Genomic DNA, 26,327 nt, shown 5'->3' with positions numbered 1-26,327 from the left:
CCATGTTTCCGGCGCCGTCGATACGTCGCCGGGAGATCACTCTCCATGGGGCGATGTCGTGCGATCACGTCCGTAGGCCGCTCCGCTGCGGTTGCGGCTGTGTTCGTCCAGATCGAAGTCGGAGCAGTCGTCGTTCACCGCGCCCCGCGAAGGTTCGTCCTGTCGTCGCATCGATTGAGCCGCTGCGCGGATCGATGCGCCAGGGCTGGGAAGCGCTGAGTCGGTGCGCCGCGCAATGGGCGTGAATCCGACTGGCTGCGGCGAACTTGACGGGTCCGGACGTCTGCATGGCGCGTGTGAACGCTGCAGTTCGGGTGGTCTACGGCAGATCTCTCCTTGCGGCGGACTCGAGTTGTTTCACGTGAAACAGCTTCATTTCCGCACCGTTGGCCGAGGCGGATAGGAAAGCGATGCAGGGGAGTAGGTAACCGTCACACTGCCGTGCGCCGATGCGTCGACAGGTGTCGTTTCCCTGGCCTCATCAGTGGGTACCTGAACGCGGATGGGCCGTGGCGCGATGGTGAGGGGGAGGTGTCACTAAGGCGGGCGGGACGTCGGTTGAGGGTGCGCCGTGCGCGTCGACCGTTGGGGTGGGGCGGCGTCCGCGCCGTAACTGTTGTCGCCACACCTTGTCTTCCCGGAGCTGCCAAGGCAGGACTTCCGTGTCCGCACGAGCAGGGCCCGGGCGCCCCAATAGGTGCCCACGCCACGTGCCGTGCAGAACCACTCGTCACGAACGCCTGGCACGATGTGTCGTGGGGCCCGCAATCCGAAAAGCGGCGCCCAGATACGAGATCGGGTGGCAATGCAAGTTCGGCCCCGCTCAGCGCGTCCTCGCGACGGCGGGTGGAGGACTGGCTGGCTCAGCCGCCCCGGACACATTGATGAGAGGTGTGTGCGTTGCTTTGCCGGCGCCCTGTCGGCCCTGGTCCGTTCATGTGGAACAAGGGCGACGAGGTAACTGGACTGCGGCTCACCAAGGGTCCGGGCGGCTCGATAGCGTACGCGGGCGCATTGTCGGCAGTCGCAGCGTCTGGCGTCCGACCCTGTCGGTGCGCTGAGGGCTGAGTGCCGGACCGACGTTTCACGTGAAACGGCAGCTGAATGCAGCTGGTGGCCAAGCCCCGGTATCGAGGCGAGATGTCGCCTCGCTGGCAGAGCCAGTACGTACGGCTGCGCGGCGACGTAGGTCAAGGAGCGTAGAGCGCAGGGACAAGGGTCGGGGAGGGGTGCGGCCGTTTCACGTGAAACGCTGGCGACACCTGCGGGGGTGCAGGGCTCTCAGTAAGCAGAGCGATCGCCTTGCGATCCAAGGGCCGTGCCTGATCCGCCGCGCGGCGGGAGTTGGCAGGGAGTGCTGCGCGCATTGCCGAGCATCGGCCAGGTACGGCTGCTTCACGTGAAACCATGACTGACAGCGGTTGACGGCCGAGGGCTGTGGGTGTGCGGGACGGCCGGGACAATACCCAAAAGGACTGCCTCATGCTGCGAGGCCGCATGGGCCACGGGTGGCAGCACGTAGAGGCTAGCGTCGGGCGTCACTCGGCAGTTTCACGTGAAACACCGCGACAGCAGGTGGGTACGGACCGCGGGCCGTGAGGTGACCAGGCGTTTCGCTATCCAAGCCCAGCATCTAATGCCGCGCGGCGTCCCCGGCTAAGGATCGCAGCGCGCAGAGCCGAGAGCCGGGCGCCGTGCCGCTGGTTCACGGGCACACCCTCTCGGGTGCGGCGGGGGTCGGGGCGGTTGTGTCATCTGACGAAGCCCGGCACGCTGAGAGTCAGTTCGTCGTGAGGCGTTAGTCGTGGGGGGTCGGTCGTGGGTTGCCCCACGCTCACGGTGGTGCCCGCGGTGTTTGACACGGCTGGTGAGCGGTCGTTGGCGGGCGCGGGTGCTCCGCTGGTGAGGGATTCGGCGTGGGCTGTCTGATTCTCTGGTTGTAGGCGGCAGTGAGCACCCCGGCGGGCGCGGGGGAATGAGTTGTGCTTTCTGGGCCGGCGACTGCGTGGGTTTCATGTGCGTGACCGAGCGCCGACGGATGGCCGTGATATCGACGGGGTCCGCACGGGAGCTCGCGTGTCGGCTTGGGGAAATCGCGGGGGCATACCGTGGCGAGCACTGGTGCTGAGCTACTCGATTGCGGCACGGCATGGAGGGCGCACTCCAGCGGGCGTCAGTGCTCGCGGTCTTCGACAGATCGCGTGACGCCGGCCTCCTGGATCACCTGCGGTACTCAGCGACACGGAGTGAGCGCACGCCCCCAGGGGGCACGCCCGGGCGTTTCACGTGAAACGGCACCGAGAGTATGGACTCATCGCCTGTTCCCACGCGTAAGGAGCAGTGCGTTCTCACCGGACGCGTGGATTGCGTGCCGGGGAGGGGCATGCGCCACTTGTGGCCCGCGCGGTAGCGACGGGTGGAGGCGGGCGCGAACGGAGCACCAAGACGCACGCAGACTGCGCCGAGTTCCTGGGGTAGACCAAGGCACGATGTGGAGGTTCACACGACGTTGGCGTGGTTCGGGCGAGCTGGGGGGTGCAGGGGGCTGCTCAGACAGGACAAGGAAGCCAGCACCGTGAGCGTTCCCGCGTGGTGGCCTGGCTCCGTGGTGGCTGTCTCGGTCTCCGATTGGGACCCGTAGAGGTGGGGCCTGCGTGTGCCGGAGTGCCCATGTCCAGGCCCGGGCCCCGGTGTCGGGGCCCTTACGGATTCTGGGGTGCGGGACTGCGCGGAAACACAGACGGGGGGGGAGGAGCATCTGCGGTGGCCGGGGAGAGCGTGCCAGGGCCTCGTATGCGACCGAATCGGTGAACGAGGCGCTGATTCGCGGACCTGGTGGAAGTCTGCTCCCGATCCGACGTGATCCGGAGGACGCGGATGATGCCGAAGCCAGTTCCGCCCGTCACGCCGGACCACAGGCCAAAGAGGTGTGGCACCTAGGCCGTTCTCCAGGACGGGAGGGCAGCCAGGCGTTTCACGTGAAACGTCCGTGTCCAGCGCCATGCGGTCCATTCGGCGGACACGGCGCGCGAGGCACGCACCCTGCTGCCTGGTCGCGCCTGTGCTGCGAGGTCGGTCCCTGCGATTAGAGTGGAACGCGGCCCCGAAAGGAGTGGATGTTTCACGTGAAACAGTCCGAGAAGGCATCGTCGAACGAGTCGTTCGGGATGGATACACCCCTCGCGCGAGAAATCGCGGATCTCTCCGCCCGGCGCCGCGCGCTGGAAGGGGTCTCCGTCGAGTTCAGTGGCGACACTCGCATCCTGACGGTGTCGAATCAGAAGGGCGGTGTGGGTAAGACCACCAGCGCCGTGAACATCGCATCCGCGCTTGCGGGACTGGGCGCGAAGGTGCTCGTCATCGACCTCGATCCGCAGGGGAACGCCTCCACTGCCCTTGGGGTGCCGCACAACGCCGACACCCCGAGTGTCTACGATGTCCTCATCGACGAGTTCCCCCTTGCGGAGATCGTTCAGCCCAGCCCCGAGAGCCCGAATCTCTTCTGCGCGCCGAGCACGATCCATCTTGCGGGTGCTGAGATCGAACTCGTCGCGCAGGTGGCGCGAGAGCACCGCCTCCGCCGGGCTCTGGAGGACTACCTCGCGGACCATCCGGTGGACTTCGTCATCATCGACTGCCCTCCCTCCCTCGGGCTGCTCACGATCAACGCTTTCACTGCCGCGAACGAGGTCTTCATCCCGATCCAGTGCGAGTACTACGCCCTGGAGGGTCTGAGCCAGCTGCTCGGCAGCATCCAGATGATCCAGAAGCACCTCAACCCGGGGCTGCATCTGTCGACCATCCTCCTCACGATGTTCGACGGACGGACGCGGCTGGCCCAGCAGGTGGCGGAGGAAGTGCGGTCCCACTTCCCCTCGCAGGTGCTGGACACCGTGATTCCGCGCTCCGTCCGTGTGTCGGAAGCCCCCAGTTTCGGCCAGACGGTCATCGCCTACGACGGTCAGTCCGCCGGGGCGATCGCGTACCGCGAGGCCGCCGTCGAAATCGCGTCGCGACAGACGCAGAGCAAGGAGAAATAATGGCGAAGCGCACTGGACTCGGCCGCGGCATCGGCGCCCTCATCCCGACGGCGGACCAGACCGAGCGTCCCGTCGACGTGTTCTTCCCCGGTGCGAAGATCGCTCCGACCCCCGAGGCTCCCTCCGCGAGCGCCAACGCCGCGCCCGAGACCGAACTCGAGGCGGTGCCGGGGATCCACCTGATCCAGGTCGACCCGCAGGCGATCGTGCCGAACCCGCGGCAGCCCCGCACGCACTTCAACCCCGAGGACCTCGCGGAACTCGTGCACAGCGTCCGTGAGTTCGGCGTACTGCAGCCGGTGGTCGTCCGGAAGAACAGCGACGGCGAGTACGAGCTCATCATGGGGGAGCGGCGCACGCGGGCCGCCCGCGAGGCCGGACTCGAGGCGATCCCCGCCATCGTCCGCGACACGGCCGACGAGGACCTCCTGCGTGACGCGCTGCTGGAGAACCTCCACCGCTCGGAGCTGAATCCCCTGGAAGAGGCGTCGGCCTACCAGCAGCTCCTCGACGACTTCGGCATCACTCAGGAGGAGCTGGCCACGCGCATCGGGCGCTCCCGTCCGCAGATCAGCAACACCATCCGCCTGCTCAAGCTGCCGGTGCCGGTGCAGCAGCGAGTGGCCGCCGGTGTGCTGACCGCCGGACACGCCCGCGCGATCCTCAGCGTGGACTCTCCGGAAGCGATGCAGCGTCTGGCGGACAAGGTCGTCAACGAAGACCTGTCCGTTCGCGCGACGGAGGAAGCCGCCAAGTCGCAGCCGTCCGCAGGGAAGACTCCCAAGCCCACCCCGGGTGCGCGGCGGGCCTACCTGGACGAGGTCGCCGGCAAGCTCGGAGACCGGCTCAACACGCGCGTCCGGATCTCCCTGGGTGCACGAAAAGGCCAGGTCACGATCGATTTCGCATCGATCCAGGATCTGAACCGCATTCTCGAGGAGCTGGGCGAAGAAGGGTACGGCTCCGCGCGGTGACCGCGCCCCCGGTCGGGGGTGACATAGACTCGCGTCATCTTGACGATGCGAGGGGGATGTCATGTCCAGATCAGCTGATCCAGCGAGTATCAAGCGTCGCGTGATCGCCGTCAGTATCGCGGCGGCTCTGGGCGGATTCCTCTTCGGATTCGACACCGCGGTGATCAACGGCGCCGTCGACGCTCTGGCCGGAGACGTCTCCGGTTTCGATCTGGGCACGGGCCTCAAGGGCTTCGCCGTGTCGTCCGCCCTGATCGGCTGCGCCGTGGGGGCCTGGTTCGCCGGGCCCGTCTCGAACAAGTTCGGACGAATCCCCGTGATGGTGGTCGCCGCGGCCATGTTCTTCGTCTCGGCGATCGGCTCCGGCCTCGCCTTCAGTGTCGTCGACCTCATCGTCTGGCGCGTGATCGGCGGCCTCGGCGTCGGTGCGGCGTCGGTGATCGCACCCGCGTACATCGCGGAGGTCTCGCCGGCAGCGATCCGCGGTCGGCTCGGATCGCTGCAGCAGCTCGCCATCGTCCTCGGCATCTTCGCCGCCCTCCTGTCCGACGCCCTGCTGGCGGGCATCGCGGGGGAGGCCGACCAGCCGCTGTGGGGCCTGACCGCGTGGCGGTGGATGTTCATGGTCGCGGCCATCCCCGCGCTCGTCTACGGACTCGTGTCGTTGCGGCTGCCGGAGTCGCCGCGCTACCTGGTCCGCAAGGGCGAGGTGAAGCGCGCCGCGGAAGTGCTCCAGACCGTCACGGGGACGATCGACACCGAAGCGAAGATCAAGGAGATCACGGGCACGATCGACACGGAGCGCTCCGAGTCGCTGCGGGATCTGCGGGGGAGCCGACTGGGGCTCAAGCCGATCGTCTGGGTCGGCATCCTGCTGTCGGTGTTCCAGCAGTTCGTCGGCATCAACGTCATCTTCTACTACTCCACGACGCTGTGGCAGTCGGTGGGCTTCGACGAGTCCAGCGCGCTCCTCACGTCCGTCATCACCTCCGTCACGAACATCGTCGTCACGATCGTCGCGATCCTCCTCGTCGACCGGGTCGGTCGTCGGATCATGCTCCTCGTCGGCTCGGTCGGCATGACGGTGACCCTCGGGCTCATGGCGCTCGCCTTCTCGTTCGGCACGCTCGACGCCTCCGGAACCGCGACCCTGCCCGATCCCTGGGCCACCGTCGCCCTCATCTGCGCCAACGGCTTCGTCGTATTCTTCGGTGCGAGCTGGGGCCCGCTCGTGTGGGTGCTCCTGGGCGAGATCTTCCCGAACTCGATCCGTGCCGGCGCTCTCGCCGTCGCCGCGGCGGCGCAGTGGGTGGCCAACTTCTTCATCTCGACGACGTTCCCGGCGTTCGCCGAGATCGGCCTCACCTTCGCGTACGGCTTCTACGCGTTCTTCGCGCTGCTGTCGTTCTTCTTCGTGTTCTTCAAGGTGCCGGAGACCAAGGGCCGCGAGCTCGAGGACATGAGCGAGGATGCGAAGGTGGAGCGCCGACCCCGTCGCGCACGCGCGTAGGCTGGAGGGATGACCGAATCCGTCCCCCGTCGCGCCAGCCTGGAAGTGCTGCGCGCCGAGGCGTCGGACGAACTCGCCGTCCTCGTCCAGGAGCGCCTTCTGGGCGGTGAGGACCCCTGGGAGTTCATGGAGGAGCTGCCCAGCGTCGACGAACTCGTCGTCTACCTGCTCCGTGCGGACAACATCGCTGCGAACGACGGTGTGCGACCCAACGCCGCACGACACTACCGGGTGCTGCGCCAGATCGCCCTCGAATACCCGGAGCTCACCCCGGCCGTCTGGGGGCTTCTGGATGAGAAGCAGCGACACCGTCGCTGGGACCCGCGCATCGCTGACGCCTCCTGACGCCGATGCTCCTCGTTCTCTCCTGATCCGTCGCTGACCGGTACGGGCGGCGCGGAGAATGCGAAAAGGGCCGCACCCGGAGGTGCGGCCCTTTTCGTGGTCGTGGGGGATCAGCCGAGGAAAGCGGCGAGATCCTGCTCGAGGGCGAACTTCGGCTTGGCGCCGATGATCGTCGTCTTGACCTCTCCGCCCTGGAAGACCTTCATCGCCGGGATCGACGTGATCTGGTACTTCATGGCCAGCTCCGGGTTCTCGTCCACGTTGAGCTTGAGGATGGTGATCTTGTCGGGGTTGTCGGACTGGATCTCGTCCAGCACCGGCGCGACCATACGACACGGACCGCACCACTCGGCCCAGAAGTCCACCAGCACGGGACCATCGGCCTGCAGCACGTCCTGCTCCCAGGTCGCCTGGCTCGTTGCCTTTGCACTCATCAGAGTTCTCCTTGTTCGAGGTTCGCCTGTTGCAACAACGGGCGGGAGGAAAGTGTTCCCGGCCGTGGTCAGGCCGTGATGACCTCGGCGGCCTCGGCCGCGGGGACCTCGACGGAGGAGTCCTCCAGGTCTGCGAGGAAGTGCTCGGCGTCGAGGGCCGCGATCGTGCCCGTCCCGGCGGCGGTGATGGCCTGGCGGTAGGTGGGGTCGATCACGTCGCCGGCGGCGAAGACTCCGGGAACCGACGTGCGCGAGGAGCGACCGTCGACCCAGATCGTCCCCTCGGGCGTGAGCTCGAGCTTCTCGTGGACGAGGTGGGTGCGCGGGTCGTTGCCGATGGCGATGAACAGGCCGTCGAGGGGCAGGTCGCGCAGCGAGCCGTCCTCGGTGGAACGAAGCTGCACGCCCGAGACGGCGTTGTCGCCGAGGATCTCCACGACCTCGCTGTTCCACACGAACTCGATCTTCTCGTTCGCGAAGGCGCGCTCCTGCATGATCTTCGAGGCCCGCAGGGTGTCCTTGCGGTGGATGACGTACACCTTGTCCGCGAAGCGCGTGAGGAAGGTGGCCTCCTCCATCGCCGAGTCACCGCCGCCGACGACGGCGATCGTCTTCTGACGGAAGAAGAAGCCGTCGCAGGTGGCGCACCAGGAGACGCCGAAGCCGGAGAGACGCTCCTCGCCCTCGATGCCGAGCTTGCGGTAAGCGGAACCCGTCGCGTAGATGATGGTCTTCGCCTCGTGGGTGGCGCCCGAACCGAGGGTGACCTTCTTGACGGGGCCGGCGACGTCGAGCTCGGTGACGTCGTCGTAGAGCACCTCGGTGCCGAACTTCTCAGCCTGCTCCTGGAACTTGGCCATGAGTTCGGGGCCCTGGATGCCCTCCGGGAAGCCGGGGTAGTTCTCGACCTCGGTCGTGTTCATGAGCTCTCCGCCGACCTCGACGGAGCTCGCGATGAGGAGCGGCTCCAGGTTCGCGCGCGCCGCGTAGATGGCAGCGGTGAATCCGGCGGGGCCGGAGCCGATGATGATGACCTGACGCATGTGATCTCCGTTAGAAAGGCGGTGCTGTCGAAAGACGTCCGACTGCTTCAACCCATGGTAACCGCGGGGCATTCCCGCGTCAGCGACCGGGAAGGAAGCGGCGGACGAGGCCGCCGGCGGCCTTCAGCTCCGGGGCGCGGAAGACCGCGAGGATCGCGACGTAGACGAGCACGACGACGAGGCCGATGACGGCGGTCGCCAGGGTGCCGGGAATGACTCCGGACGTCGCCCATCCCGTCGTCCCGCCGAGGAGGAGGAAGGTGCCCCAGCCGGCGAGACCGGCCGGGATCGCGGCGATCGCGAAGAGCGCCAGGGCACGCATCCACGAGAGGACGCCCAGCCCGCCGATCTTGCGATGCAGCAGCCAGGTCGCCACGATCGTCTGCAGCGTGCTGGCGATGGACTGGCCGAGAGCCACGGCGGCAGCCAGCTGGGTCAGGGCGATGACCTCTGCGGACAGGAGCGCGGCGGCGCCCAGCGCGGTCACGACGATCAACGTGCACTGGAAGATTGTGAACCAGAAGGGCGTGCGCGTGTCGTCGTAGGCGTAGAAGGTGCGCTGGACGATGAACAGGATCGTGAGCGGGATGAGGCTGATCAGATAGCAGAGGAGGACGATGGCCGCGCCCTCGGCATCCGAGGGGCTCTCGGTGAAGACGCGGGAGGCGGGGATGGCCGCGGCGGCGACGGCGGCGACGGCGGCGACGATGAAGAAGAGCAGAGTGCGGATGCTTCGCGAGATGTCCCCCCGGACCTCGTCATCGCGACCTGCGGCGGCGTGCTCGCTGATCTGCGTGAAGTACGGGGTTCCGATCGACAGGACGATGACGGAGTACGGCAGCATGAAGATGAGCCACGCGTTCGTGGTCACGGCGAGGGACGCCCCGGTGCCGGACGCGTTGCTGACGATGTTGCCCTGGAGCACGCCCGCAGCCAGGGAGGCGAATGCCATCAGGAACGTCCATCCCGCGAGCTTCCCCACGTTGCCGAGGCCGACCCCTCGCCACTGGAAGTCCGGACGGAGGGAGAGGCCCGTCCGCCTCCAGAACAGGAGCAGGATGAGCGCCTGCACGGCGATGCCGATGGTCGCCGTGCCGCCGAGAGTGGCGATCATCTCCGGGGTCCACTCGGCGGAGTTCCGGGAGACCGGTGCGAAGACCCACCCGAGGATGAGGAACCCGATGATGGAGACGATGTTGTTGACGACGGGGGCCCAGGTGAACGGCCCGAAGATACGCCGCGCGTTCAGAGCCTCGCCCAGCAGCGCGTAGAGGCCATAGAACAGGATCTGCGGCAGGCACCAGTAGGCGAGGGCGGTCGCGAGCGCTTGGGTCGCGGGCGAGAACCCGCCGGCCACGATCTGCACGAGCCAGGGTGCTGCGATCGTGGCCACCGCCGTGACGGCGACCAGGACGACGGTGCCGAGGGTGAAGAGCTTCGAGATGAAGGTGTTTCCCCCGTCGGCGTCAGCCGTGGCCTTGACGATCTGCGGCACGATGACCGCGGTGAGGATCCCGACGGAGATGAGGGAGAAGACGCTGTTCGGCAGGGTGTTGGCCGCGGCGAACGCGTCGGCAGGACCCGACCCGAACGAGCCGATCACCGCCACGAGGATGATGCTGCGCAGCAGCCCGGTCACGCGGGAGACCAGGGTGCCCGCGCCGATGATGGCGCTGGCGCGCCCGAGACTAGTCACGCGACTCCTTCGCGGAAGGGGCATCAGGGCCGTCGAGACGCTCCTGCACCGCGGCCTCCGCCTCCTTCTCCTCGATCAGTTCCTCGACGGCTGCCTCGACCGCCTGCTCCTCGATCGCCTCCCGGCGCTTCCGACGCACCGTGCGGACGACGCCGAGAGCGATGAGCAGCACGGCCAGGCCGCCGAAGATGACGAGCCCGATGGTCTCCCACTCTGCCCGCACCGCCACGCGGACGGTCTGCTCCGACTGGATCGGCACTCCCGTCGGGCTGGTCAGCGCGAGACGCAGATCGAGCTCGCCGCTGCCCACCCGGGCGGAGACGGGCACCTTCGCCCTGGTCGTCGAGTTCGCCTGCACCTCGACGTCGATCACGGGCTTCACCTCGAGGCGCGGATCGCTGGGAGCCGCGAACAGCCGCACGGTCACGGGCCAGGAGAGGTCGTTGCGCACCGCGATCGGCAGGTCGGCGTTGGCCGTGAGCAGCTGGATGGTGCTGGAGTCGGGGATGCTGACCGCGCCGAGCGTCTCGGTGGTGCGGGCTCGATGGGCCGCGACCTTCTCTGCGAAGGCCTCATCGGACGAGCCGACCGCGATCGTGCGCAGGATCCGGATGCGCTCCGGGCTCAGCAGTACGAGGGGGTCGTCGAGGACGGTGGCGAACGCGGTGAGGGCGCCCTCGTCCGTGAGCAGGTTCGCGAGGTCAGGGGCCCTGGTGGCCGCAGCGGCCTCCGGGACAGTGACGGAGGCGGCAGGGGCCGCGCGCACCGCGGAGAGCTCGAATCCGACGGAGTCCGCCGCCGAGATCGCGTCGCGGAGCGCGTCGGCCGAGCGGTTCTCGTCGCGATCCAGCCCCACGAGGAGCGGGGCACCGGGGGCACGGGCGCCCGCGAGGAACAGCCGCGCCGCGGCCTCGGCCAGGTGCGCCTGACGCGGGGCGGAGGAGGATTCGGCCGCGGCGGCCGACAGCGCGGCGGACGTGGCGGCGTCGATGACGAGCAGGTCCTGGCCGCCCGACGTCGCGTGGGCGGAACTCTGCCCACCGACCGTCGTCGACGACACCACCGTCGTCGTCTTCCGGTCCAGGTACCCGGAGAAGGCGGCGAGGTCGCCCTGCGCGAGGTCGCTCTCGGGCCAGACGATCCCCGGGATGGCCCCGTCGATCTCCGCCAGCTCCTCATCGGTGGGCAGCGCGGGGCCGTCGGTCGGCGTGGGAGACGGTACCGCCGCGGTCCCGGGCGTGCTCGTGGGCGTGACGGCGCGCTGCTGCGGGAAGGCGGCGGGGTCGAGCAGGGAGGTCAGGGGGAGTGGCGCCAGGGCATCCGGGAGACCGGCCTGGGCCTGCACGGTGAGGTCGGCGTCGCCGAACTGCAGGGCGAAGCGGGCGTTGGGGAGCTCGTCGAGCCTCTCCAGCCAGTCCGTGGCCGTCGAGGGGGCGGCCGTGCCGAGGGCGCGGATGGCGGCGGGGATGGCGGGATCGAGTGCGAGCACGGCCGTCGTCCCCGCCACGCCGTCGAGCTGTGCGGTGAGGTCGCCGTCGGGGGCGGTGAGGTCGGTGAGCTCCTCGGCGCTCAGCAGGGCTCCGCCGGCCGGGGTCGCGGTGATCGGGACGAGCACCCCGATCGGACTGGTCGGCGCGGAGGTGACGACGAGGACGCTCGTCGCGGTCGCATCCCAGGTGGTGGTGCGCTGCCCCGCGGTGTCCTTCGTGCGGGCATCGCTCAGGACGGCCCGCAGCGGGTACACGCCGGGCGCGAGGGGCTCGAGCGTCTCCTGCGGCACGAACACCGTCGTGGTCGCGGATCCTCCGGCCTCGGCCGTCTTCGTGGTCTCGTCGCCGAGCGGGAGGAACGAACCGGCAGCACGCCCCTCGTCCAGCCAGTTCGTGACGGCGGCATCGTCGCCGAGCGGCGTGCTGCCGAGCTCGACCTCGACCCGGCCCGTGGAGAGCTCCGACGCGGTCTCGTTGTCGATCGTGATCACCGCCGAGGTCGACGTGCCCGGCGCGACGGTGCCGCGCAGGCCCGCCGTGACATGCAGCTCCACCCGCTGGTCGTCGTCCGCGGGGGGCTGGTCGGCCGCCATCGCCGGTCCGCCGACCCCCAGGACGCAGACGCCGGCGGCGACCACGAACGCCGCGAGCCGGCGCACGCGCGCGCGGAGGCCCGTCTCGGGAGTGATCGCGGTCATGAAGGTCTTCCTCGAACGCCGGGAGGAGGCGGATCGTGAGTACTGACCCTGCGATTCTAGGAGGCCGGAGGGAGGAGAACCCTGAAGACGCGTAGAGTGACGGCCGTGTCCGACACCCCCGCCCCCCATCCCGACCCGCTCCGCAGTGCCGCGTTCGCCGCGGATCTCGACGCCGCCGACCTCCGATCCGAGCCCCTGCGTCGCCTCTGGGGAGAGGAGGCGGACGATGCCCTCGCCCGCGGCCTGCGCGAACCCATCCTGCGGGCGATCGCCGGGGACGAGGGCGTGCTCGCGACCCTCGGACGTCTCCTGGTGCTCGGGCTTCCGCAGCCCCGCGCGGCGGTGGAGCGCGCCCTGCCCACCCTCGGCGTGGACGGTCTGGAGGCCCTGGGGCTGGCGACGGTCGACGCCGACTCCGTGATCCCGGTCGCGCTGCTGCGCCCGCAGTCGTTCGTCGACGAGGACGGTGTCGGGGAGTGGTGGATCGCGAGCGATCTGGACGAGGTCGCCCTCGACGGTCCGCTGCCCGCCGATCACGTGCTCGGCGTGGGCGGGGCCTCGCGCACGCTCGCCGAGACGGTCGTGCCGCTCGCGGTGGATCGTGCCCTCGACCTGGGCACGGGCTGCGGCATCCAGGCGCTCCTTGTCGCGCGGCGAGCCGGCCGGGTCGTCGCCACCGATGTCTCCCGCCGGGCTCTCGCCTACGCAGCGCTGAACGCGCAGCTCAACGGGGTCACGAACATCGAGTTCCGCCACGGCAGCATGTTCGAGCCGGTCGCCGGGGAGGCGTTCGATCTCATCGTCTCGAACCCGCCGTTCGTGATCACCCCGCGCACGGAGGGGGTGCCCGCCTACGACTACCGCGACGGCGGTCTGGTCGGCGACGCGCTCGTCGAGCAGTTCGTGCGCACGGCACCGGCCCACCTCACCCCGGGCGGCATCGCGCAGCTTCTCGGCAACTGGGAGTCCCGCACGGGGATCACGGGCCTTGCCCGGCTGGACGCGTGGGTGCCCGCCGACCTCGACCTGTGGGTGGTGGAGCGGGAGGAGCTGTCGCCCCTCGCGTACGCCGAGCTCTGGATCAGGGACGGCGGCATCACGCCGCGCGACGCCGCGTTCACTCCGCTGCTCACCGCGTGGCTCGACGACTTCGCGGCGCGGGGTGTGACCGCGATCGGCTTCGGCTATGTGCTGCTCCGCCGGAAGCAGGGCGAGCCGCTGCGGCGGTCGGAGCGTGTCTCGCAGCCCGTGGCGAACGTGGGGGCGGCGCTCGCTCTCGGCCTGGCGGCCCACGATGCGCTCGCCGAGGGACTGCCGGACACCCTCGTCGTGGCCCCTGACGTGACGGAGGCGCGCCACCTGCTTCCCGGCAACGACGACCCGAGCGTGATCGAGCTGCGTCAGGGCGGCGGATTCGCGCGGACCGTCGCGGTGGATCCCGCGCTCGCCGGGTTCGTCGGCGCCTGCGACGGGGAGCTCCAGGTTCTGCAGATCGCCCCCGCCCTTGCCGACCTCTTCGAGGTGCCCTTCCCGCAGCTGTGGGCGGAGCTCGAGCCGCGCATCCGGGGACTCGTGCTCGACGGCTTCCTCCTCCCGGGGGAATAGTCCCGGCTTCCATGCGTTCGAATACACCATGAAGGCTTTCGGATTCCTCTCGTTCGGTCACTATGCCGACGTGCCCGGCTCGGCGACCCGCACCGCAGGCGACATGCTGAAGCAGACCATCGAGATCGCGGAGGGCGCGGACGAGCTCGGCGTCAACGGCGCCTACGTCCGCGTGCACCATTGGGCCCGCCAGGCGGCGTCCCCGATGCCGCTGCTGACGGCCATGGCCGCGCGCACCGAGCGGATCGAGGTCGGCACCGGCGTGATCGACATGCGCTACGAGAACCCGTTCCAGTTCGCGGAGGAGGCGGCCGCACTCGACCTCATCGCGGACGGCCGGATCGCGCTCGGCGTGAGCCGTGGGTCACCCGAGACGGCGCTGCGCGGCTACGAGACCTTCGGCTTCCGCGACGAGGAGGACCCGGAGCGCGGCAGCGTGCTCGCACGGGAGAAGTTCGAGATCTTCCTGCGGGCCATCGACGGCGAGCGACTCGCCCCCGGCGACCCCCGCATGGTGGGCGCGGGACAGTACCTCGCGATCGAGCCGCAGTCGCCCACGCTGCGCGACCACATCTGGTGGGGCTCGGGTTCGCGCGCCACGGCCGAGGAGACCGGACGCCAGGGGCTCAACATGATGAGCTCGACGCTCGTGACGGAGGCCACGGGGCAGCCGTTCCACGAGCTGCAGCGCGAGCAGATCGAGCTGTTCCGCTCCGCCTACCGCGAGGCCGGTCACACCGGCACACCGCGCGTCTCGGTCAGCCGCAGCGTGTTCCCGCTCGTGTCGGATATGGACCGCGCCTACTTCGGGCTGCGCAGCGAGGAGAACGCCGACCAGATCGGCATCATCGACGGGTTCCGCTCCACGTTCGGCAAGACCTACGCCGCGGAGCCCGATGTGCTCATCGAGCAGCTCCGACAGGACGAGGCCGTCATGGCCGCGGACACCCTCATGCTGACGATCCCGAACCAGCTCGGGCCGGAGTACAACCTGCATGTGCTCGAGGCGTTCGCGGAGCACGTGGCGCCGGCCCTCGGGTGGAAGCCCAACACGGAGGGTCCGGTCCAGGGCGACCCCGTGGCCTGATCCGGCACGGCGGTCCGCTCTTGACAGGGGCCGCGTTACGCCCGACGCTGGGGACGGCGCGCCGACCGGTGCCCGTCCCCACCGCTTCGGAGGCACCATGACCCGCGTGCGCGTCGACCTCAACATCACCCTCGACGGCTTCGCCACGACGACCGATCAGACCCCGGAGAACCCCTTCGGCGAGGACTGGGGACGACTCACCGCGGCCTACACGGCGACCCGCACCTTCCAGGAGCGCGTCTTCCACGACACGAGCGGCGCGGGCACGACCGGGGTCGACGAGAAGTACGCGGCGCAGTACTTCCAGGGCATCGGCGCCGAAATCATGGGCGCCGGGATGTTCGGGCTCCACGCGAACCCGGACGACCCGGAGTGGCGCGGCTGGTGGGGCGAGGAGCCGCCGTTCGAGGTGCCGGTGTTCGTCCTCACGCATACTCCGCGCCCGTCGATCGAGTTCGCGAACGGCACGAGCTTCCGCTTCCTCTCCGCGACACCGGAGGAGGCGCTGCGGGAAGCCGTGGCGGTGGCCGGAGGGCGTGATGTGCGCGTCGGCGGCGGGGCGACCACGGTCCGGGAGTTCCTGCGCGCCGGGCTCGTCGACGACCTGCACGTGGGCATCACACCCATCCTCATCGGCAGCGGCATCCGACTCTGGGATGACCTGCGCGGCCTCGAGGCCGGCTATCGCGTGACGTCCGAGGTCGCGGAGTCCGGAGTGACCCACATCACGTTCTCCCGCGAGGGCTGAGGCGCCGGCGCGCGGTCGCAGAATCGCACCGAGGTCGCGGGGACTCCGTGAATCCCTGCGACCTCGTGCGGAAGTGCGGCGTCAGAGCGGAGGGCCGAACAGCTCCTCGCCGTGCTCGTGGAGGAGCCGGAACGCGTCGGCGAAGGTCTCGGGTTCCTTCTCGCCCGGCGCGCCGTAGCGGGCGAGAAGGAGCCCGAGCAGGCCGCGGGCGGGAGGCGTGAGCGGCTTGAGGTGATCCGCGTCGTTCGGCTGCGGGGTGCCGTCTTCGGGGTTCGGCGGGGTGTACGCGGGTGTGGTGACGGGCCAGTCGGCCGGGTGCCGCGGCTTGTCGAGGTTCACGACGTTGAGCAGCGTGTTGGCCGATTGGTCCCGGTCGTTCAGCGGCTCCAGGCCGTGCAGGCGCGACAGCGTGGCCGTGACCGATCCGTGGTGCATCTCGTCGTGGATGATCGTGCCGCGCCGCGTGTACGCCGACACCGCGATCGCCGGGACACGACAGCCGAGCCGGTCGAACGTGAAACCCATCTCCCCGGCGCCGGCGTCCTTCGTGGGTTTCGTGGCCGCGGGCGGCGGCACGTGGTCGTAACAGCCGCCGTGCTCGTCGAAGGTGATGAGCAGCAGGGTGTTCACGGCGTTCGAGCCGCCGGGCGTCGCGCTCGTGCGCACGGCCTCGTAGATGTCGTGGATGAGCCGATCGCCCGCCCGCACATCGGAGATGGCGCTGTCGAACACGGGCTCGCCGTCGACCACGCTCTCCCGCGGCTTCCCGAACGGCGGATGGAAGTCGTTGTGGTCGTAGACCATCCGGGGTTCGATGAACGCGTACGCCGGGAGCGTGCCGTTCTTCGCGTCGGCGTAGAAGTCCTCCATGGTGCCGAAATGATCCGTGCGCCAGTACTTCTCGAGCACCGCCGCATGCAGCATCCCCGTGAAGGAGACCAGCTGGAGCTTGTCGATGTAGATCCGCCAGCTCACCTTGCGGTCTTCCAGGCGGTTGAACACCGTCGGTGCGGCCGGGGCGTCGAGCCACTTCCGGTAGCCGCCGCCCCCTGATTCGTCACGAAGCCGTGCGAGGTCGAGGCGTGGAAGAAGGAGCGGTTGCAGAAGGTCTGGGAGGGCACTCCGGCGTACCAGTGGTCGAACACGGCGAACTCGGCGGCGAGGGTGGAGAGCACCGGGAGCATCTCCGGCGAGAACGAGCCCATGATGTGCCGCGCTTCGTCCAGGCTCGGCTCCTTCCCGTCGCGCAGTCGGCGGAAGTTGATGATGTAGTCCTCGAGGAACCCGGACATCGTCGCCTTCTCCCCGTGGGTGGGGGCGTTGAAGGGCGTGGTCATCTCGTCGACGAACAGGTCGGCGTTGGTCTTCGGATCGACGGTGCCGAAGATCTGCGTGTTGACGTGCGGGTACTCCTCACCCGGGTCCGGATCGGGGAGGCTCATGATGCGATCCGTGTCCCCCCGGTAGACGTGCGCCTCCACCACCGTGCCGTCCGGGGCGGTGTTGCTGTGGGTGCCGAACGCGAGACCTTCGAAGGTCTCGCCCGCCGGCAGCGTCTCGGCGGTGTGGAGGTAGCCGAGGAGGTTGTCGAAGGAGCGGTTCTCGCCCATCACCACGACCACGTGATCGAAGCCGGGCTCCGAGCGGGGCGCGAGTGCGGCGAACGGATCCGGATCGTCGGCGAAGCCGTCCCGGCCTCCGGCCCCGGCAACGGAGGCCCCGATCGCCGCTCCTCCCGCGCCCCCGATCACCGCTCCGGCCAGGGCGGCACCGCCCACGGTGAGGAATCCGCGCCGGGAGGGGTCGCGGGGAGAGGCGCCGGAGGGTTTGTCGTCGTCGACCATGCCGCGATCCTATGACCGCGCGAGCCAGTGCAGCATTCCGGTGTCCCAGGAATGTCGCGGAACGGGTCTGGAAGGATCGGGGAGTGCATTCCGCGGTCGTCCCTCCGAAACCGCCCCTTTCGTGACTCGCCGCCCCGTGGTGCTCGCCGTCTTCCTCCTCCCGCTGGCACTCGCGATCGTGCTGTTCACGATCGAATCCGGCCCCGTCTTCCTCCTGTGTCTCGCCGCCGTTCTGCCCGCGGCAGCCGTGACGACGTTCGTCGCCCGCTGGATCGCTCCGCGGGGTGCGCGGTCATGGGGGTCGTCCCTGCTCGCCCTCGCCTGGGGCGCCGGCGCGGCCGTGCTCCTCGCCACCGGGATCGGCGCGTGGTCTGCCGAGCAGGCGATGTACGTGGACGATCAGGGCATCCTCCGGGAGGCGATCCCCACGATGTGGGTGCTGACGCCCGTCGTGGAGGAGGTGGGGAAGGGCCTCGGGGTGCTGCTCATCCTTCTGCTCGCACGGCGGATCGGGCTGCGCGGCGTGCTCTTCGGCGCGATGGTCGGGGCCCTGGTCGGCGTCGGTTTCGCAGCGGTGGAGGACGCCTCCGCGATCGCGGCGGACATCGCGGCGAACGATCTCGGTTCCGGCATCGCGACGTGGATCGTCCGCACCCTGACCTTCCCCACCCATGCCGCGCTCACGATCTGGACCGGCGCGGCGCTCGGTCTCGCTCTCGACGCCCGACGCGCCTGGTCGCGCCCGCTCCTCGCGCTCGCCGGACTCCTGGTGGCGATCGGGGCCCACGGCGCGATCAACTACGGGAACGTGGCCGGCGCCACCGATCAGGCCTCGTTCTTCGTGGCCCTGGGCACGGCCTTCGGCTGGATCGTGGTGTCGACGATCCTCGCCGTGACCCTCCGTCTCGTGCTGACCCGCCGGGTCTGAGCTGCCCGGTCGGACGGGCACAGCTTCGGAGATCGCGGCCGCCACGCCGTCGTGCGGGGTGGCCGCACGGCGCGTCGGGGCTGATCTCCGAAGCTGTGCGCGGGGTGGCTCAGGCGGCGGGGATCCAGAGGACGGCGCCGTCACGCCAGCCGAGACCGGCCGCGCCCTCGGGGAGCGGGTCCTCGTGCCGGGGACGGACCACGCGGAGGCGGCGCCCCGCGAGTTCGACGATGTAGACGACGTCGGCGCCGCGGTAGACGTGCGCGATGACCTCGACCGGGACGGGGGCACCCGGACCCGCCGCGGGCGACAGATGCAGATCCTCCTGCCGGAGCACGACCTCGCCGGAGCCGTCCGGTCCGGCGCCCGTGAGCGGGACCTGCACGGAGGTGCCGTCGAGGGTCGCGATCGCGCCGGAGCGCGTGGCGGGAAGGAGGTTCGCGGCACCGATGAAGTCGGCGGCGAAGGGCGTGAGCGGGGCGCTGTACAGCTCCGCCGGCGCACTCTCCTGTTCGATGATCCCGCCGTTCATGAGCACGATCCGGTCGGAGAGGCTCATCGCCTCCTCCTGGTCGTGCGTGACGAACACGGTCGTGAGACCGAGCGTGCGGTGCAGTTCCTTGAGCTCGACCTGCATGTCCTCGCGCAGACGCGCATCGAGGTTCGACAGCGGCTCGTCGAGCAGGAGCACGCGCGGCTCGAACGCGATGGCGCGGGCCAGGGCCACGCGCTGCTGCTGTCCGCCGGAGAGCTGCGCGGGCATGCGATCGGCGAGGTGGCCCATCTGCACACGCTCCAGCGCCCGGACGGCGAGCTCCTTCTGCTCCGTCTTCGACTTCTCGCCCGACATCCGCAGCCCGAAGCGCACGTTCTCGGCGACGCTCATGTGCGGGAAGAGCGCATAGCTCTGGAACATCATGCCGAGGTGACGCTTCTCGGGCGGCAGCTTCGTGACGTCCTGCCCCGCGATCTCGATCGTGCCGCTCGTCGGCGACTCGAGCCCGGCGATGCAGCGGAGCAGCGTCGTCTTCCCGCAGCCCGAAGGCCCGAGGAGCGAGACGAACTCGCCGGACCGCATCGAGAGGTCGATGCCCTTGAGCACCTTCGTCCCCTTGAAGTCCTTGGTGAGTGCAGTGATGGTGAGCGTTGTCATCAGACGAACAACCTTCCCAGGCCGATGATGCGTTCGAGGACGATCATGAGGACGACGGTGAGCAGGACCATCAGGGTCGAGACGGCCGCCACGGTGGGCGACGTGCTGAACTCCAGCTGGCCGTAGATGGCGATGGGCAGGGTCTCCAGCTGCGGGGTGCGCAGGAAGAGGGCGATGACCGCATCGTCGAACGAGATGTTGAAGGCGAAGAACGCTCCGGCCGCGATGCCAGGACGCGCGATGGGCAGCACCACGAGCCGGTAGCGGTTCCAGGTGCCGGCGCCGAGGGTGCGCGCGGCCTCCTCGGTGAAGTGGTCGGCACGGGTCATCACGCCGGTCACGGTGCGCATGACGTAGGGGATCGCGATGACCACGTGGATCGCGATGAGCACGCCCACATTCGGGGAGCCGATCGTGAGCGAGGCGATGGAGAGGGCGCCGATCGCGAGGATGATCGTGGGGATCGTCAGCGGCGACATCAGCAGCGCCTGGATCGCCGCGCCTCCCGGAACGCGGAACCGCGTCAGCGCGAGGGCGGCCGCGGTGCCGATGGCGGCGGCGAGGATCGCGACCGTCACACCCACCACGAGGCTCAGACGGAACGGTTCCAGGTAGGTGTCGGAGGTGAGGGCCTCCACGTACCAGTCGAGCGTGAAGCCCTGGCCGGGGAACGTGAGGAAGCGGTTCTCGCCCACCGAGGCGCCGGCGACGACGAGCAACGGGACGAGCATGTACAGCGTCACGATGACGCCGAGGAGGATCGCGAGGATACGGCCGAGGATCGGGACGGAACGGACCATGGTCACACCTTCTGCTTCCCGAGCCGGGAGGTGGCCGCGAGCACGAGCATCACGCCCGCGAACAGCAGCACGGCCTGCGCCGCCGCGAACGCCCAGTCGAGGTTGGTGGTCGCGTCGACGTAGATCGTCTGTGCGAACACGGGGATCTGCGAGCCGCCGATGAAGCGGGGGGTGATGAAGGAGCTCACCGAGAGCACGAACACCAGGGAGGCACCGGCGACGATGCCGGGCACCGACAGCGGCAGCACGACGTGCCGCAGCGTGCGCCAGAATCCGGCGCCGAGCGTGCGCGCGGCCTCTTCGAGCTGCGGACGGATGCCGGAGATGACGCCGAGGATGCTGAGCACGGCGAACGGCAGCAGCACCTGCACCATCGCGATCACGACGCCGGTCTCGGTACCGAGGAATCCCTGGGTGCCGCCGACGAGGAACTCCGCGCCGGGGATCTGCATCATCAGGCCGGACGGCCCCATGAGCACCACCCAGCCGAAGGTGCGGACGACGACGCTCGTCATCAGCGGCAGGATCACCACGATGAGGAGGAAGGAGCGCACCTTCGAGCCGGCGCGCGCCATGATGTACGACAGCGGGACGGCGATGATGAGGGTGATCACCGTCTGGATCACCCCCAGGCGGAGCGATCGCAGCGCCGCCTGGAGGTGATACTCGCTCGCGAACAAGCGGGTGAAGTTGTCGAGGGTGAACCCGCCTGCCGGCGATTGCACGCTCATGAGCAGCATGCCGGCCACCGGGGTGACGAAGGCGAGCGCGAGCAGCACGATCGCCGGCAGGAGCAGGAGCCAGGGCTCCTTACGGGTTCGGACGCTCATTTGGTGATCAGCGCATTCCACTCATCGGTCCACGCCTGACGCGACGCGGCGATGTCGCCCGGGGCGTAGACCACGACGTCGTCGAGCTCGTCGCCGGTGAGCACGGCCTCGGCCGCCTCGTCCGACAGCTCGGCCTTCGTGTTGACGGGGGAGTAGCGCATGTTCTCCGCGAAGACGGCCTGCGCTTCGGGGCGCAGTTCGTAGTCGATGAAGAGCGTCGCCAGCTCGGGGTTGTCCCGGCCCTCGACGACGTTCGCCGTGATGAGCGACGCGGTGGCGCCCTCCTCCGGGACGATGAACTCGACGGGGAGACCCGCGTCCTGCAGGGTGCCCGCGTAGTCCATCGCGTACGGGGCCAGCCAGGTGCCGCGCTGGGCGAAGGCGGTCTGCAGGTCCGGCGAGGTGGGGACGACGATCGCGTCGCCCGAGGACGCCAGCGCCCCGAGGTCGGCGATGGCCGCGGACGGGTCCTCGATGCCACCCCCGAGCGCGTCGGCCACGCGGAGCATCGACAGCACCCCGTAGGTGTTCGAGAAGTCCGTCAGGGCGACGTGACCGGCGTAGGCGTCGTCGAAGAGGTCTTCCCAGGACGTCGGCGCCGGGGCGTCTGCCTCGGTGTTGTAGACGAGCCCGATGGGCGCGAGCTGGATGACCGGACCCTCGCCGCGCTCGAGGCCGGCGGTCGCGATGTCGATGAGGTCCCCCGACGCGGACAGGTCGTCGGCGGCGATCGGGGCGATGAGGCCCTGCTCGGCGGCGGTGAACTCCTGTCCGCCGGAGAAGTGCACGACATCGATCTGCGGGCTCGCCTTCTGGGCGGTGACCTGGGCGAGGGCATCGGCGCTGTACAGGGTGATCAGCTCGACCTTCGCTCCGGTCTCCTCCTCGAACGGGTCGACGACGGCCTCGATGAAGGCCTTCTCCCAGTCTCCGCCGAACGACGTGACGATCAGGGTCTCGCCGGCGAACTCCTTGTCACCACCGGACGAGGACTCGCCGTCGCCGGACGCGCAGCCGGCGAGGACGAGGGCACCGGTGGCGACGAGCGCGCCGGCGGTGAGGATTCTGCGGGTGTTCATGCACTGCTCCTTCGGGATGGGTCCAGCACGGGGGGTGGACGCCTAGACCAGGCGTCCGATGGTGAGCTGCTTCGCTCCGTCGATGCGGATCGCGGCGCTCTCCTGAGCGAACTCCGCGAGTCCTTCGGTGATGCCGGCCCAGATGTTGACGGGTGTCCATCCGAGGGGGCCGAGAATACGGGCACCACGATCGTAGAAGACTCCGATCTCGTACCACTCGAACGGCAGTCCGCCCATCTGCATGGGGCGCTGCCAGTACCACTGCAGGTCACCCGGTGCGGGCACGACCTGCTGGTTCTCCGCGGGCACGGCCTCGGGGTCGAAGTTCTGGGCCTCCTCGGGAAGACCGACCATGACCTCGGGTCCGGCGTACATCGCGTGCATCGCCTGCATGGTGACCGGCTTCTCCAGCGCGCCCCACATCGCCTCGCACGTGCGAGGGGCGAGGTCCTCGAACAGGGTGGCGACGGCGCGGACGCCGTTCTCGTACTCGAGGAAGACCTGCTTGGTCATCGTGTTCCTTTCTGGCCAGCGGACGGTTCCGCTGCGCGTTCACGGGCGGCCGCGACGAACGCCGCGAACAGCGGGCGCTCCTCGGCGGCCTCTTCGGGGGCTGTCATCTTCTCGGGGTGCCACTGCACCGCCCAGATGGCCCAGTCGTCGTCCGACTCGACGGCCTCGACGATGCCGTCGGGTGCCCAGGCGACGGGGTGCAGCCCGGGGGCCGGGGTGTCGACGGACTGGTGATGGATGGTGTTGACGGTCCGCGTCGTCGTCCCGTAGAGCGCGGCGAGCCTGCTGTCCTCCGCGAACGCGACGGCGTGCCGGGCGGAGAGCTGCTCGTCTGCTCCTCGCACCGGGTGATGGTCGGCCGTGGCGGGGATGTCGACGATGAGCGAGCCGCCGAGCGCGACGGTGCAGACCTGGAGCCCGCGGCAGATCGCCAGCACCGGCAGGCCGCGTTCCCGGGCGCCGAGGGCGAGCGCGATCTCGTAGCCGTCGCGGGCCGAGTCGTAGGACTTCCCGTCCTGGGGCTCGGCGCCGTAGTGCGAGGGGTGCAGATCCTCCCCGCCGGAGAGCACCAGCCCGTCGAGCCGATCGAGGACCTCGTCGACACCGGCGGTCGGCGGCAGCAGCACGACGGCGCCGCCGGCGGCCTCGATCGGCGTGGCGTACTCGGTGCCGAGGCTGTGCGCGGGGCGGCCCGTGCCGAGGTCGGTGTCGATGGCGCGGCGCCAGGTGGTGATGCCGATGAGCGGGCGGGTCACGACAGCTCGATCCACGTGGTCTTCAGGTCGGTGAACTTCTCCATCGCGTGCAGACTCTTGTCGCGCCCGAAGCCGGAGCCCTTGACCCCGCCGAAGGGGATGGTCATGTCGCCCTCCTCGAAGCAGTTGACCCAGACGACACCCGCCCGCAGCCGGCGGGAGAGGGTGTGCACGGCGTTGAGGTCGGTGCTCCACAGCGCGGCGGCGAGGCCGTACTCGGTGCCGTTGGCGATGGCGAGGGCGTCCTCGACGTCGTCGTACGCGATGACCGACAGCACGGGGCCGAAGACCTCGCGCTGCGCCACCTCGTGCGCGGGGGTCACGCCGAGCACGACGGGGGCGAAGTAGCTGCCGCCGTCGACGGCGGAGAACCGTTCGGTGCTGCCGGCCGCGAGCTCGGCGCCGTCGGCCTCCGCGCGCTCGACGAACCCGGCGATCCCGGCGAGCTGCTTCTCGCTGACGATCGCCCCCATCGACGTGGACACGTCGAACGGGTCTGCGGGAAGGCTCGTGCGGGCGACCTCGGCGGCGATCTCCAGGGCCCTGTCGTAGTGCGCGCGGGGGACGAGCAGCCGGGACGAGGCCGTGCACATCTGCCCCTGGTTGTAGAAGCAGCCGTCGGCCGTGGCCCGGACCGCCCGCTCCAGATCGGCGTCCGGGAGCACGAGGCTCGCCGTCTTGCCGCCGAGCTCCGGCCACACGCGCTTGCCGTTCGACGCCGCGGCGTATCCGAGGAACCGGCGGCCGACCTCGGGCGAGCCCGTGAACGTGACGACGTCGACATCGGGGTGCTCGCCGAGTGCGCGGCCGGCGACGTGGCCGGCGCCGGGGGTGACGTTCAGCACGCCGGCCGGGAGGCCGGCCTCGTGGGCGAGCTCGGCCAGGCGCAGGGCCGAGAAGGTGGTGTGCTCGGCGGGCTTGAGGACGACGCTGTTGCCGACGGCGAGAGCGGGGGCGAGCTTCCAGGCCGTCATCGTGAGCGGGAAGTTCCACGGCACGACCGCGGCGACGACGCCGGCCGGTTCGCGGGTGACGAGCGCGAGGCTGTTCGGGGCGGTGACGGGGAGCTCGTCGAGCACCTTGTCTGCGGCCTCGCCGTACCAGCGGAAGCAGTTCACGACCGCGCGGAGTTCGGTCTGCAGCGCCTCGCGCACGGGCTTGCCCATCTCGAGGGAGATGGTGAGGGCGAGTTCTTCGGCGTTGTCGTGGATCTTCTGCGCGAAGGCGATCAGCAGCTGGCCGCGCTCCCGGGGGGCGATGCGCGACCAGACGCCCGCGTCGAACGCGGCACGGGCGGAGCGGACCGCGCGGTCGATGTCGGCGGCGGAGGCGGCCGCGATCGGAGGCAGTGCCCGGCCGTCGCGGGGGCTGATCGGTGCGAGGGGCTCGGCGGCCCCGTCCTCCCAGGAGCCGTCGATGAACATGCGGGTGTGCAGCGACAGCGCCGCCGCGCGGTCCGCCCAGTCGTCTCCAGTTGCCGTGAACACGGTCGTCCTCTCCAGGGGTGAAGGCCCTGGAAGGGATACTCGCTCTATTTCGCCATTGCGTCAAGGCAATGCGAACGATTCCGCCATTTCTTTACACGTCCGTAACAGAATCGGCCTACAACCGGATGGCTCCCGTCGGCATGTCCTGCGCCAGCGCCGCCGGCGCCTCGTCCACGATCAGCGACCCGCGGAGCACCGGCGTGATGACGACGAGCGACTCGACGACCTCCAGCCCGTCGTGGCCCGCCACCGCGGGACCGGTGAGGAAGTCGTAGAACTCGTCCGCGTCGCGCACGAGCACGTTCATGAGGAGCTGCGACGTGCCGGTCGTCGCGACGATGAACTTCACCTCGGGGGCGGCGGCGAGGGCGGATCCCACCTTCTCCAGCCGATCCATCGGCACCCGCAGCCACACGAGTGCCTCCAGCCCGAGGCCGAAGAGGCTCGGGACGATCTCCGTGCGGGGGTGCATGAGACCGCGGCGGTTGAGCGATTCCATCCGTCGGCGCGTCGTGGTGACGTTCAGTCCGAGCGCGCGGGCGAGCTGTGCGACGGGCATCCGTCCGTCCTTCAGCAGGAGTCGGATCAGCGCCTCCTCGTCCTCGCTCAAGGCGTCCGCCGGGTCGACCTCGGACCCGGAGGACTCGTCCAGCATCCGAACCTGCTCGTCGGACAGCACCCCCACCCGCCAGTCGTGTCCGGAGCGGAAGAACTTCAGCACCGTGGTGACGTTGATCGACGCGATGCCCTCCACCTCGGGGAAGTCGGTGAAGAGCAGTTCGCGGATCGATGCGTCGTCGTGGGGGAGGAGCATGCCGGCGATGTCGCTGCTGCCCTCGAGGACCGACACGGACGACGCGTCGGCACGACGCGCCAGGGTGCGGGCGACGTGCCAGAGCGCATGGGGTTCGGTCGTGATCCGGAAAAGGACGGCGCGGGCATGGAGCACGCGCGCGGGGTCGACGTAGGTCGAGACGCGCACGAGCCCGCGGTCCAGGAGACGCTGCCCGCGGCGGGCGACCGTCCGCTCCGGGAGGTCGACCACGCGGGCGATCTCGCCCCAGGACGCGCGGCCGTTCACCTGCAGGGCCGCCGCGACGATCCGATCGGTCTCATCGGCCAGGGCATCGTTCGCGGGCACGGGTTCTCCTTCGCGGGTCGGGCACGTGAAGGTTATCCCAGACCCGGAGGGGACCGGTGCATGGTCCGAGGCGAGAGCCGGGAGAGACGGCACGGGCGCCGCCGGAGGACCGGCGGCGCCCGCGGAG

At 69.6% G+C, this 26,327-nt stretch carries 22 protein-coding genes; 8 read left to right on the top strand and 14 right to left on the bottom strand.

Translation table 11 applies throughout. The features are described from left to right. The first annotated feature begins 3,167 nt into the window (after positions 1–3,167). The 4 genes from IZR02_RS16695 to IZR02_RS16680 all read left to right on the top strand — a co-directional run bounded on the left by IZR02_RS16695 (position 3,168) and on the right by IZR02_RS16680 (position 6,869). On the top strand, positions 3,168–4,040 hold the full coding sequence (locus IZR02_RS16695) for a ParA family protein (RefSeq protein WP_283398922.1): 873 nt from the start codon (positions 3,168–3,170) through the stop codon (positions 4,038–4,040). Continuing rightward, the gene (locus tag IZR02_RS16690) at positions 4,040–5,014 is read left to right on the top strand and encodes a ParB/RepB/Spo0J family partition protein (RefSeq protein ID WP_062765882.1); all 975 of its coding nucleotides are present in this window, start codon (positions 4,040–4,042) and stop codon (positions 5,012–5,014) included. Before IZR02_RS16695 ends, IZR02_RS16690 begins: the two co-directional genes overlap by 1 nt. A gap of 61 nt (positions 5,015–5,075) precedes the next feature. After that, positions 5,076–6,524: a sugar porter family MFS transporter gene (locus tag IZR02_RS16685; RefSeq protein ID WP_197426474.1), complete on the top strand. Its 1,449-nt coding sequence runs from the start codon at positions 5,076–5,078 to the stop codon at positions 6,522–6,524. Positions 6,525–6,533: 9 nt separating this feature from the next. Beyond that, a complete protein-coding gene (locus IZR02_RS16680; RefSeq protein WP_025102860.1) occupies positions 6,534–6,869 on the top strand; it encodes a hypothetical protein in 336 nt (111 codons plus the stop codon). Between the two features lie 110 nt (positions 6,870–6,979). Here IZR02_RS16680 and trxA read toward each other — a convergent pair whose 3' ends face one another. The 4 genes from trxA to IZR02_RS16660 all read right to left on the bottom strand — a co-directional run bounded on the left by trxA (position 6,980) and on the right by IZR02_RS16660 (position 12,230). Further along, a complete protein-coding gene (gene trxA, locus IZR02_RS16675; protein ID WP_025102859.1) occupies positions 6,980–7,303 on the bottom strand; it encodes a thioredoxin in 324 nt (107 codons plus the stop codon). A 68-nt stretch (positions 7,304–7,371) separates the two neighbouring features. Then, positions 7,372–8,346, bottom strand: coding sequence for a thioredoxin-disulfide reductase (trxB, locus tag IZR02_RS16670; RefSeq protein WP_025102858.1), 975 nt, complete (start codon positions 8,344–8,346; stop codon positions 7,372–7,374). A gap of 79 nt (positions 8,347–8,425) precedes the next feature. After that, positions 8,426–10,042 (bottom strand): murein biosynthesis integral membrane protein MurJ, encoded by a 1,617-nt coding sequence (gene murJ, locus IZR02_RS16665; RefSeq protein WP_217316534.1) that lies wholly within the window; start codon positions 10,040–10,042, stop codon positions 8,426–8,428. Then, positions 10,035–12,230 carry a DUF6049 family protein gene (locus IZR02_RS16660; RefSeq protein WP_025102856.1) on the bottom strand — a complete coding sequence of 732 codons (2,196 nt, stop codon included), beginning with the start codon at positions 12,228–12,230 and terminating at the stop codon, positions 10,035–10,037. Before IZR02_RS16660 ends, murJ begins: the two co-directional genes overlap by 8 nt. Before the next feature lie 96 nt (positions 12,231–12,326). Between IZR02_RS16660 and IZR02_RS16655 the strand changes: the two genes are divergently transcribed. From IZR02_RS16655 to IZR02_RS16645, 3 genes are all read left to right on the top strand, one after another. Continuing rightward, positions 12,327–13,835 carry a DUF7059 domain-containing protein gene (locus IZR02_RS16655; RefSeq protein WP_025102855.1) on the top strand — a complete coding sequence of 503 codons (1,509 nt, stop codon included), beginning with the start codon at positions 12,327–12,329 and terminating at the stop codon, positions 13,833–13,835. Positions 13,836–13,863: 28 nt separating this feature from the next. Then, positions 13,864–14,922: an LLM class flavin-dependent oxidoreductase gene (locus IZR02_RS16650; RefSeq protein ID WP_025102854.1), complete on the top strand. Its 1,059-nt coding sequence runs from the start codon at positions 13,864–13,866 to the stop codon at positions 14,920–14,922. Between the two features lie 97 nt (positions 14,923–15,019). Beyond that, positions 15,020–15,670: a dihydrofolate reductase family protein gene (locus tag IZR02_RS16645; protein WP_025102853.1), complete on the top strand. Its 651-nt coding sequence runs from the start codon at positions 15,020–15,022 to the stop codon at positions 15,668–15,670. An 81-nt stretch (positions 15,671–15,751) separates the two neighbouring features. Here IZR02_RS16645 and IZR02_RS17970 read toward each other — a convergent pair whose 3' ends face one another. Next, positions 15,752–16,645 (bottom strand): alkaline phosphatase family protein, encoded by an 894-nt coding sequence (locus tag IZR02_RS17970; RefSeq protein ID WP_254385407.1) that lies wholly within the window; start codon positions 16,643–16,645, stop codon positions 15,752–15,754. After that, positions 16,642–17,514: an alkaline phosphatase family protein gene (locus tag IZR02_RS17965; protein ID WP_254385405.1), complete on the bottom strand. Its 873-nt coding sequence runs from the start codon at positions 17,512–17,514 to the stop codon at positions 16,642–16,644. Before IZR02_RS17965 ends, IZR02_RS17970 begins: the two co-directional genes overlap by 4 nt. 121 nt (positions 17,515–17,635) lie before the next feature. Between IZR02_RS17965 and IZR02_RS16635 the strand changes: the two genes are divergently transcribed. Then, positions 17,636–18,442 (top strand): PrsW family glutamic-type intramembrane protease, encoded by an 807-nt coding sequence (locus tag IZR02_RS16635; RefSeq protein WP_162817531.1) that lies wholly within the window; start codon positions 17,636–17,638, stop codon positions 18,440–18,442. A 109-nt stretch (positions 18,443–18,551) separates the two neighbouring features. Here the strand turns inward: IZR02_RS16635 and IZR02_RS16630 are convergent, their stop codons facing one another. The 8 genes from IZR02_RS16630 to IZR02_RS16595 form a co-directional block, all read right to left on the bottom strand. Then, complete coding sequence (locus IZR02_RS16630) at positions 18,552–19,595, bottom strand: ABC transporter ATP-binding protein (protein ID WP_025102850.1); 1,044 nt, start codon at positions 19,593–19,595, stop codon at positions 18,552–18,554. Beyond that, positions 19,595–20,395 (bottom strand): ABC transporter permease, encoded by an 801-nt coding sequence (locus tag IZR02_RS16625; RefSeq protein ID WP_025102849.1) that lies wholly within the window; start codon positions 20,393–20,395, stop codon positions 19,595–19,597. Before IZR02_RS16625 ends, IZR02_RS16630 begins: the two co-directional genes overlap by 1 nt. A 2-nt stretch (positions 20,396–20,397) precedes the next feature. Continuing rightward, on the bottom strand, positions 20,398–21,225 hold the full coding sequence (locus IZR02_RS16620; protein WP_025102848.1) for an ABC transporter permease: 828 nt from the start codon (positions 21,223–21,225) through the stop codon (positions 20,398–20,400). Continuing rightward, positions 21,222–22,304: an ABC transporter substrate-binding protein gene (locus tag IZR02_RS16615; RefSeq protein ID WP_025102847.1), complete on the bottom strand. Its 1,083-nt coding sequence runs from the start codon at positions 22,302–22,304 to the stop codon at positions 21,222–21,224. Before IZR02_RS16615 ends, IZR02_RS16620 begins: the two co-directional genes overlap by 4 nt. Before the next feature lie 42 nt (positions 22,305–22,346). Further along, positions 22,347–22,817 (bottom strand): DUF3830 family protein, encoded by a 471-nt coding sequence (locus IZR02_RS16610; protein WP_025102846.1) that lies wholly within the window; start codon positions 22,815–22,817, stop codon positions 22,347–22,349. Beyond that, entirely contained in the window at positions 22,814–23,572 is a 759-nt protein-coding gene (locus IZR02_RS16605) for a gamma-glutamyl-gamma-aminobutyrate hydrolase family protein (RefSeq protein ID WP_025102845.1), read from the bottom strand. Before IZR02_RS16605 ends, IZR02_RS16610 begins: the two co-directional genes overlap by 4 nt. Then, a complete protein-coding gene (locus IZR02_RS16600) occupies positions 23,569–25,059 on the bottom strand; it encodes an aldehyde dehydrogenase family protein (RefSeq protein WP_025102844.1) in 1,491 nt (496 codons plus the stop codon). Before IZR02_RS16600 ends, IZR02_RS16605 begins: the two co-directional genes overlap by 4 nt. Positions 25,060–25,174: 115 nt before the next feature. Continuing rightward, the gene (locus tag IZR02_RS16595; protein ID WP_025102843.1) at positions 25,175–26,200 is read right to left on the bottom strand and encodes an Lrp/AsnC family transcriptional regulator; all 1,026 of its coding nucleotides are present in this window, start codon (positions 26,198–26,200) and stop codon (positions 25,175–25,177) included. Positions 26,201–26,327: the final 127 nt, after the last annotated feature.

This window comes from Microbacterium paraoxydans (genome assembly GCF_019056515.1).
Taxonomy (GTDB): domain Bacteria; phylum Actinomycetota; class Actinomycetes; order Actinomycetales; family Microbacteriaceae; genus Microbacterium.
The sequence above is the reverse complement of the archived record's forward strand: the minus strand, read 5'-3'. Positions and strand labels throughout refer to the sequence as shown.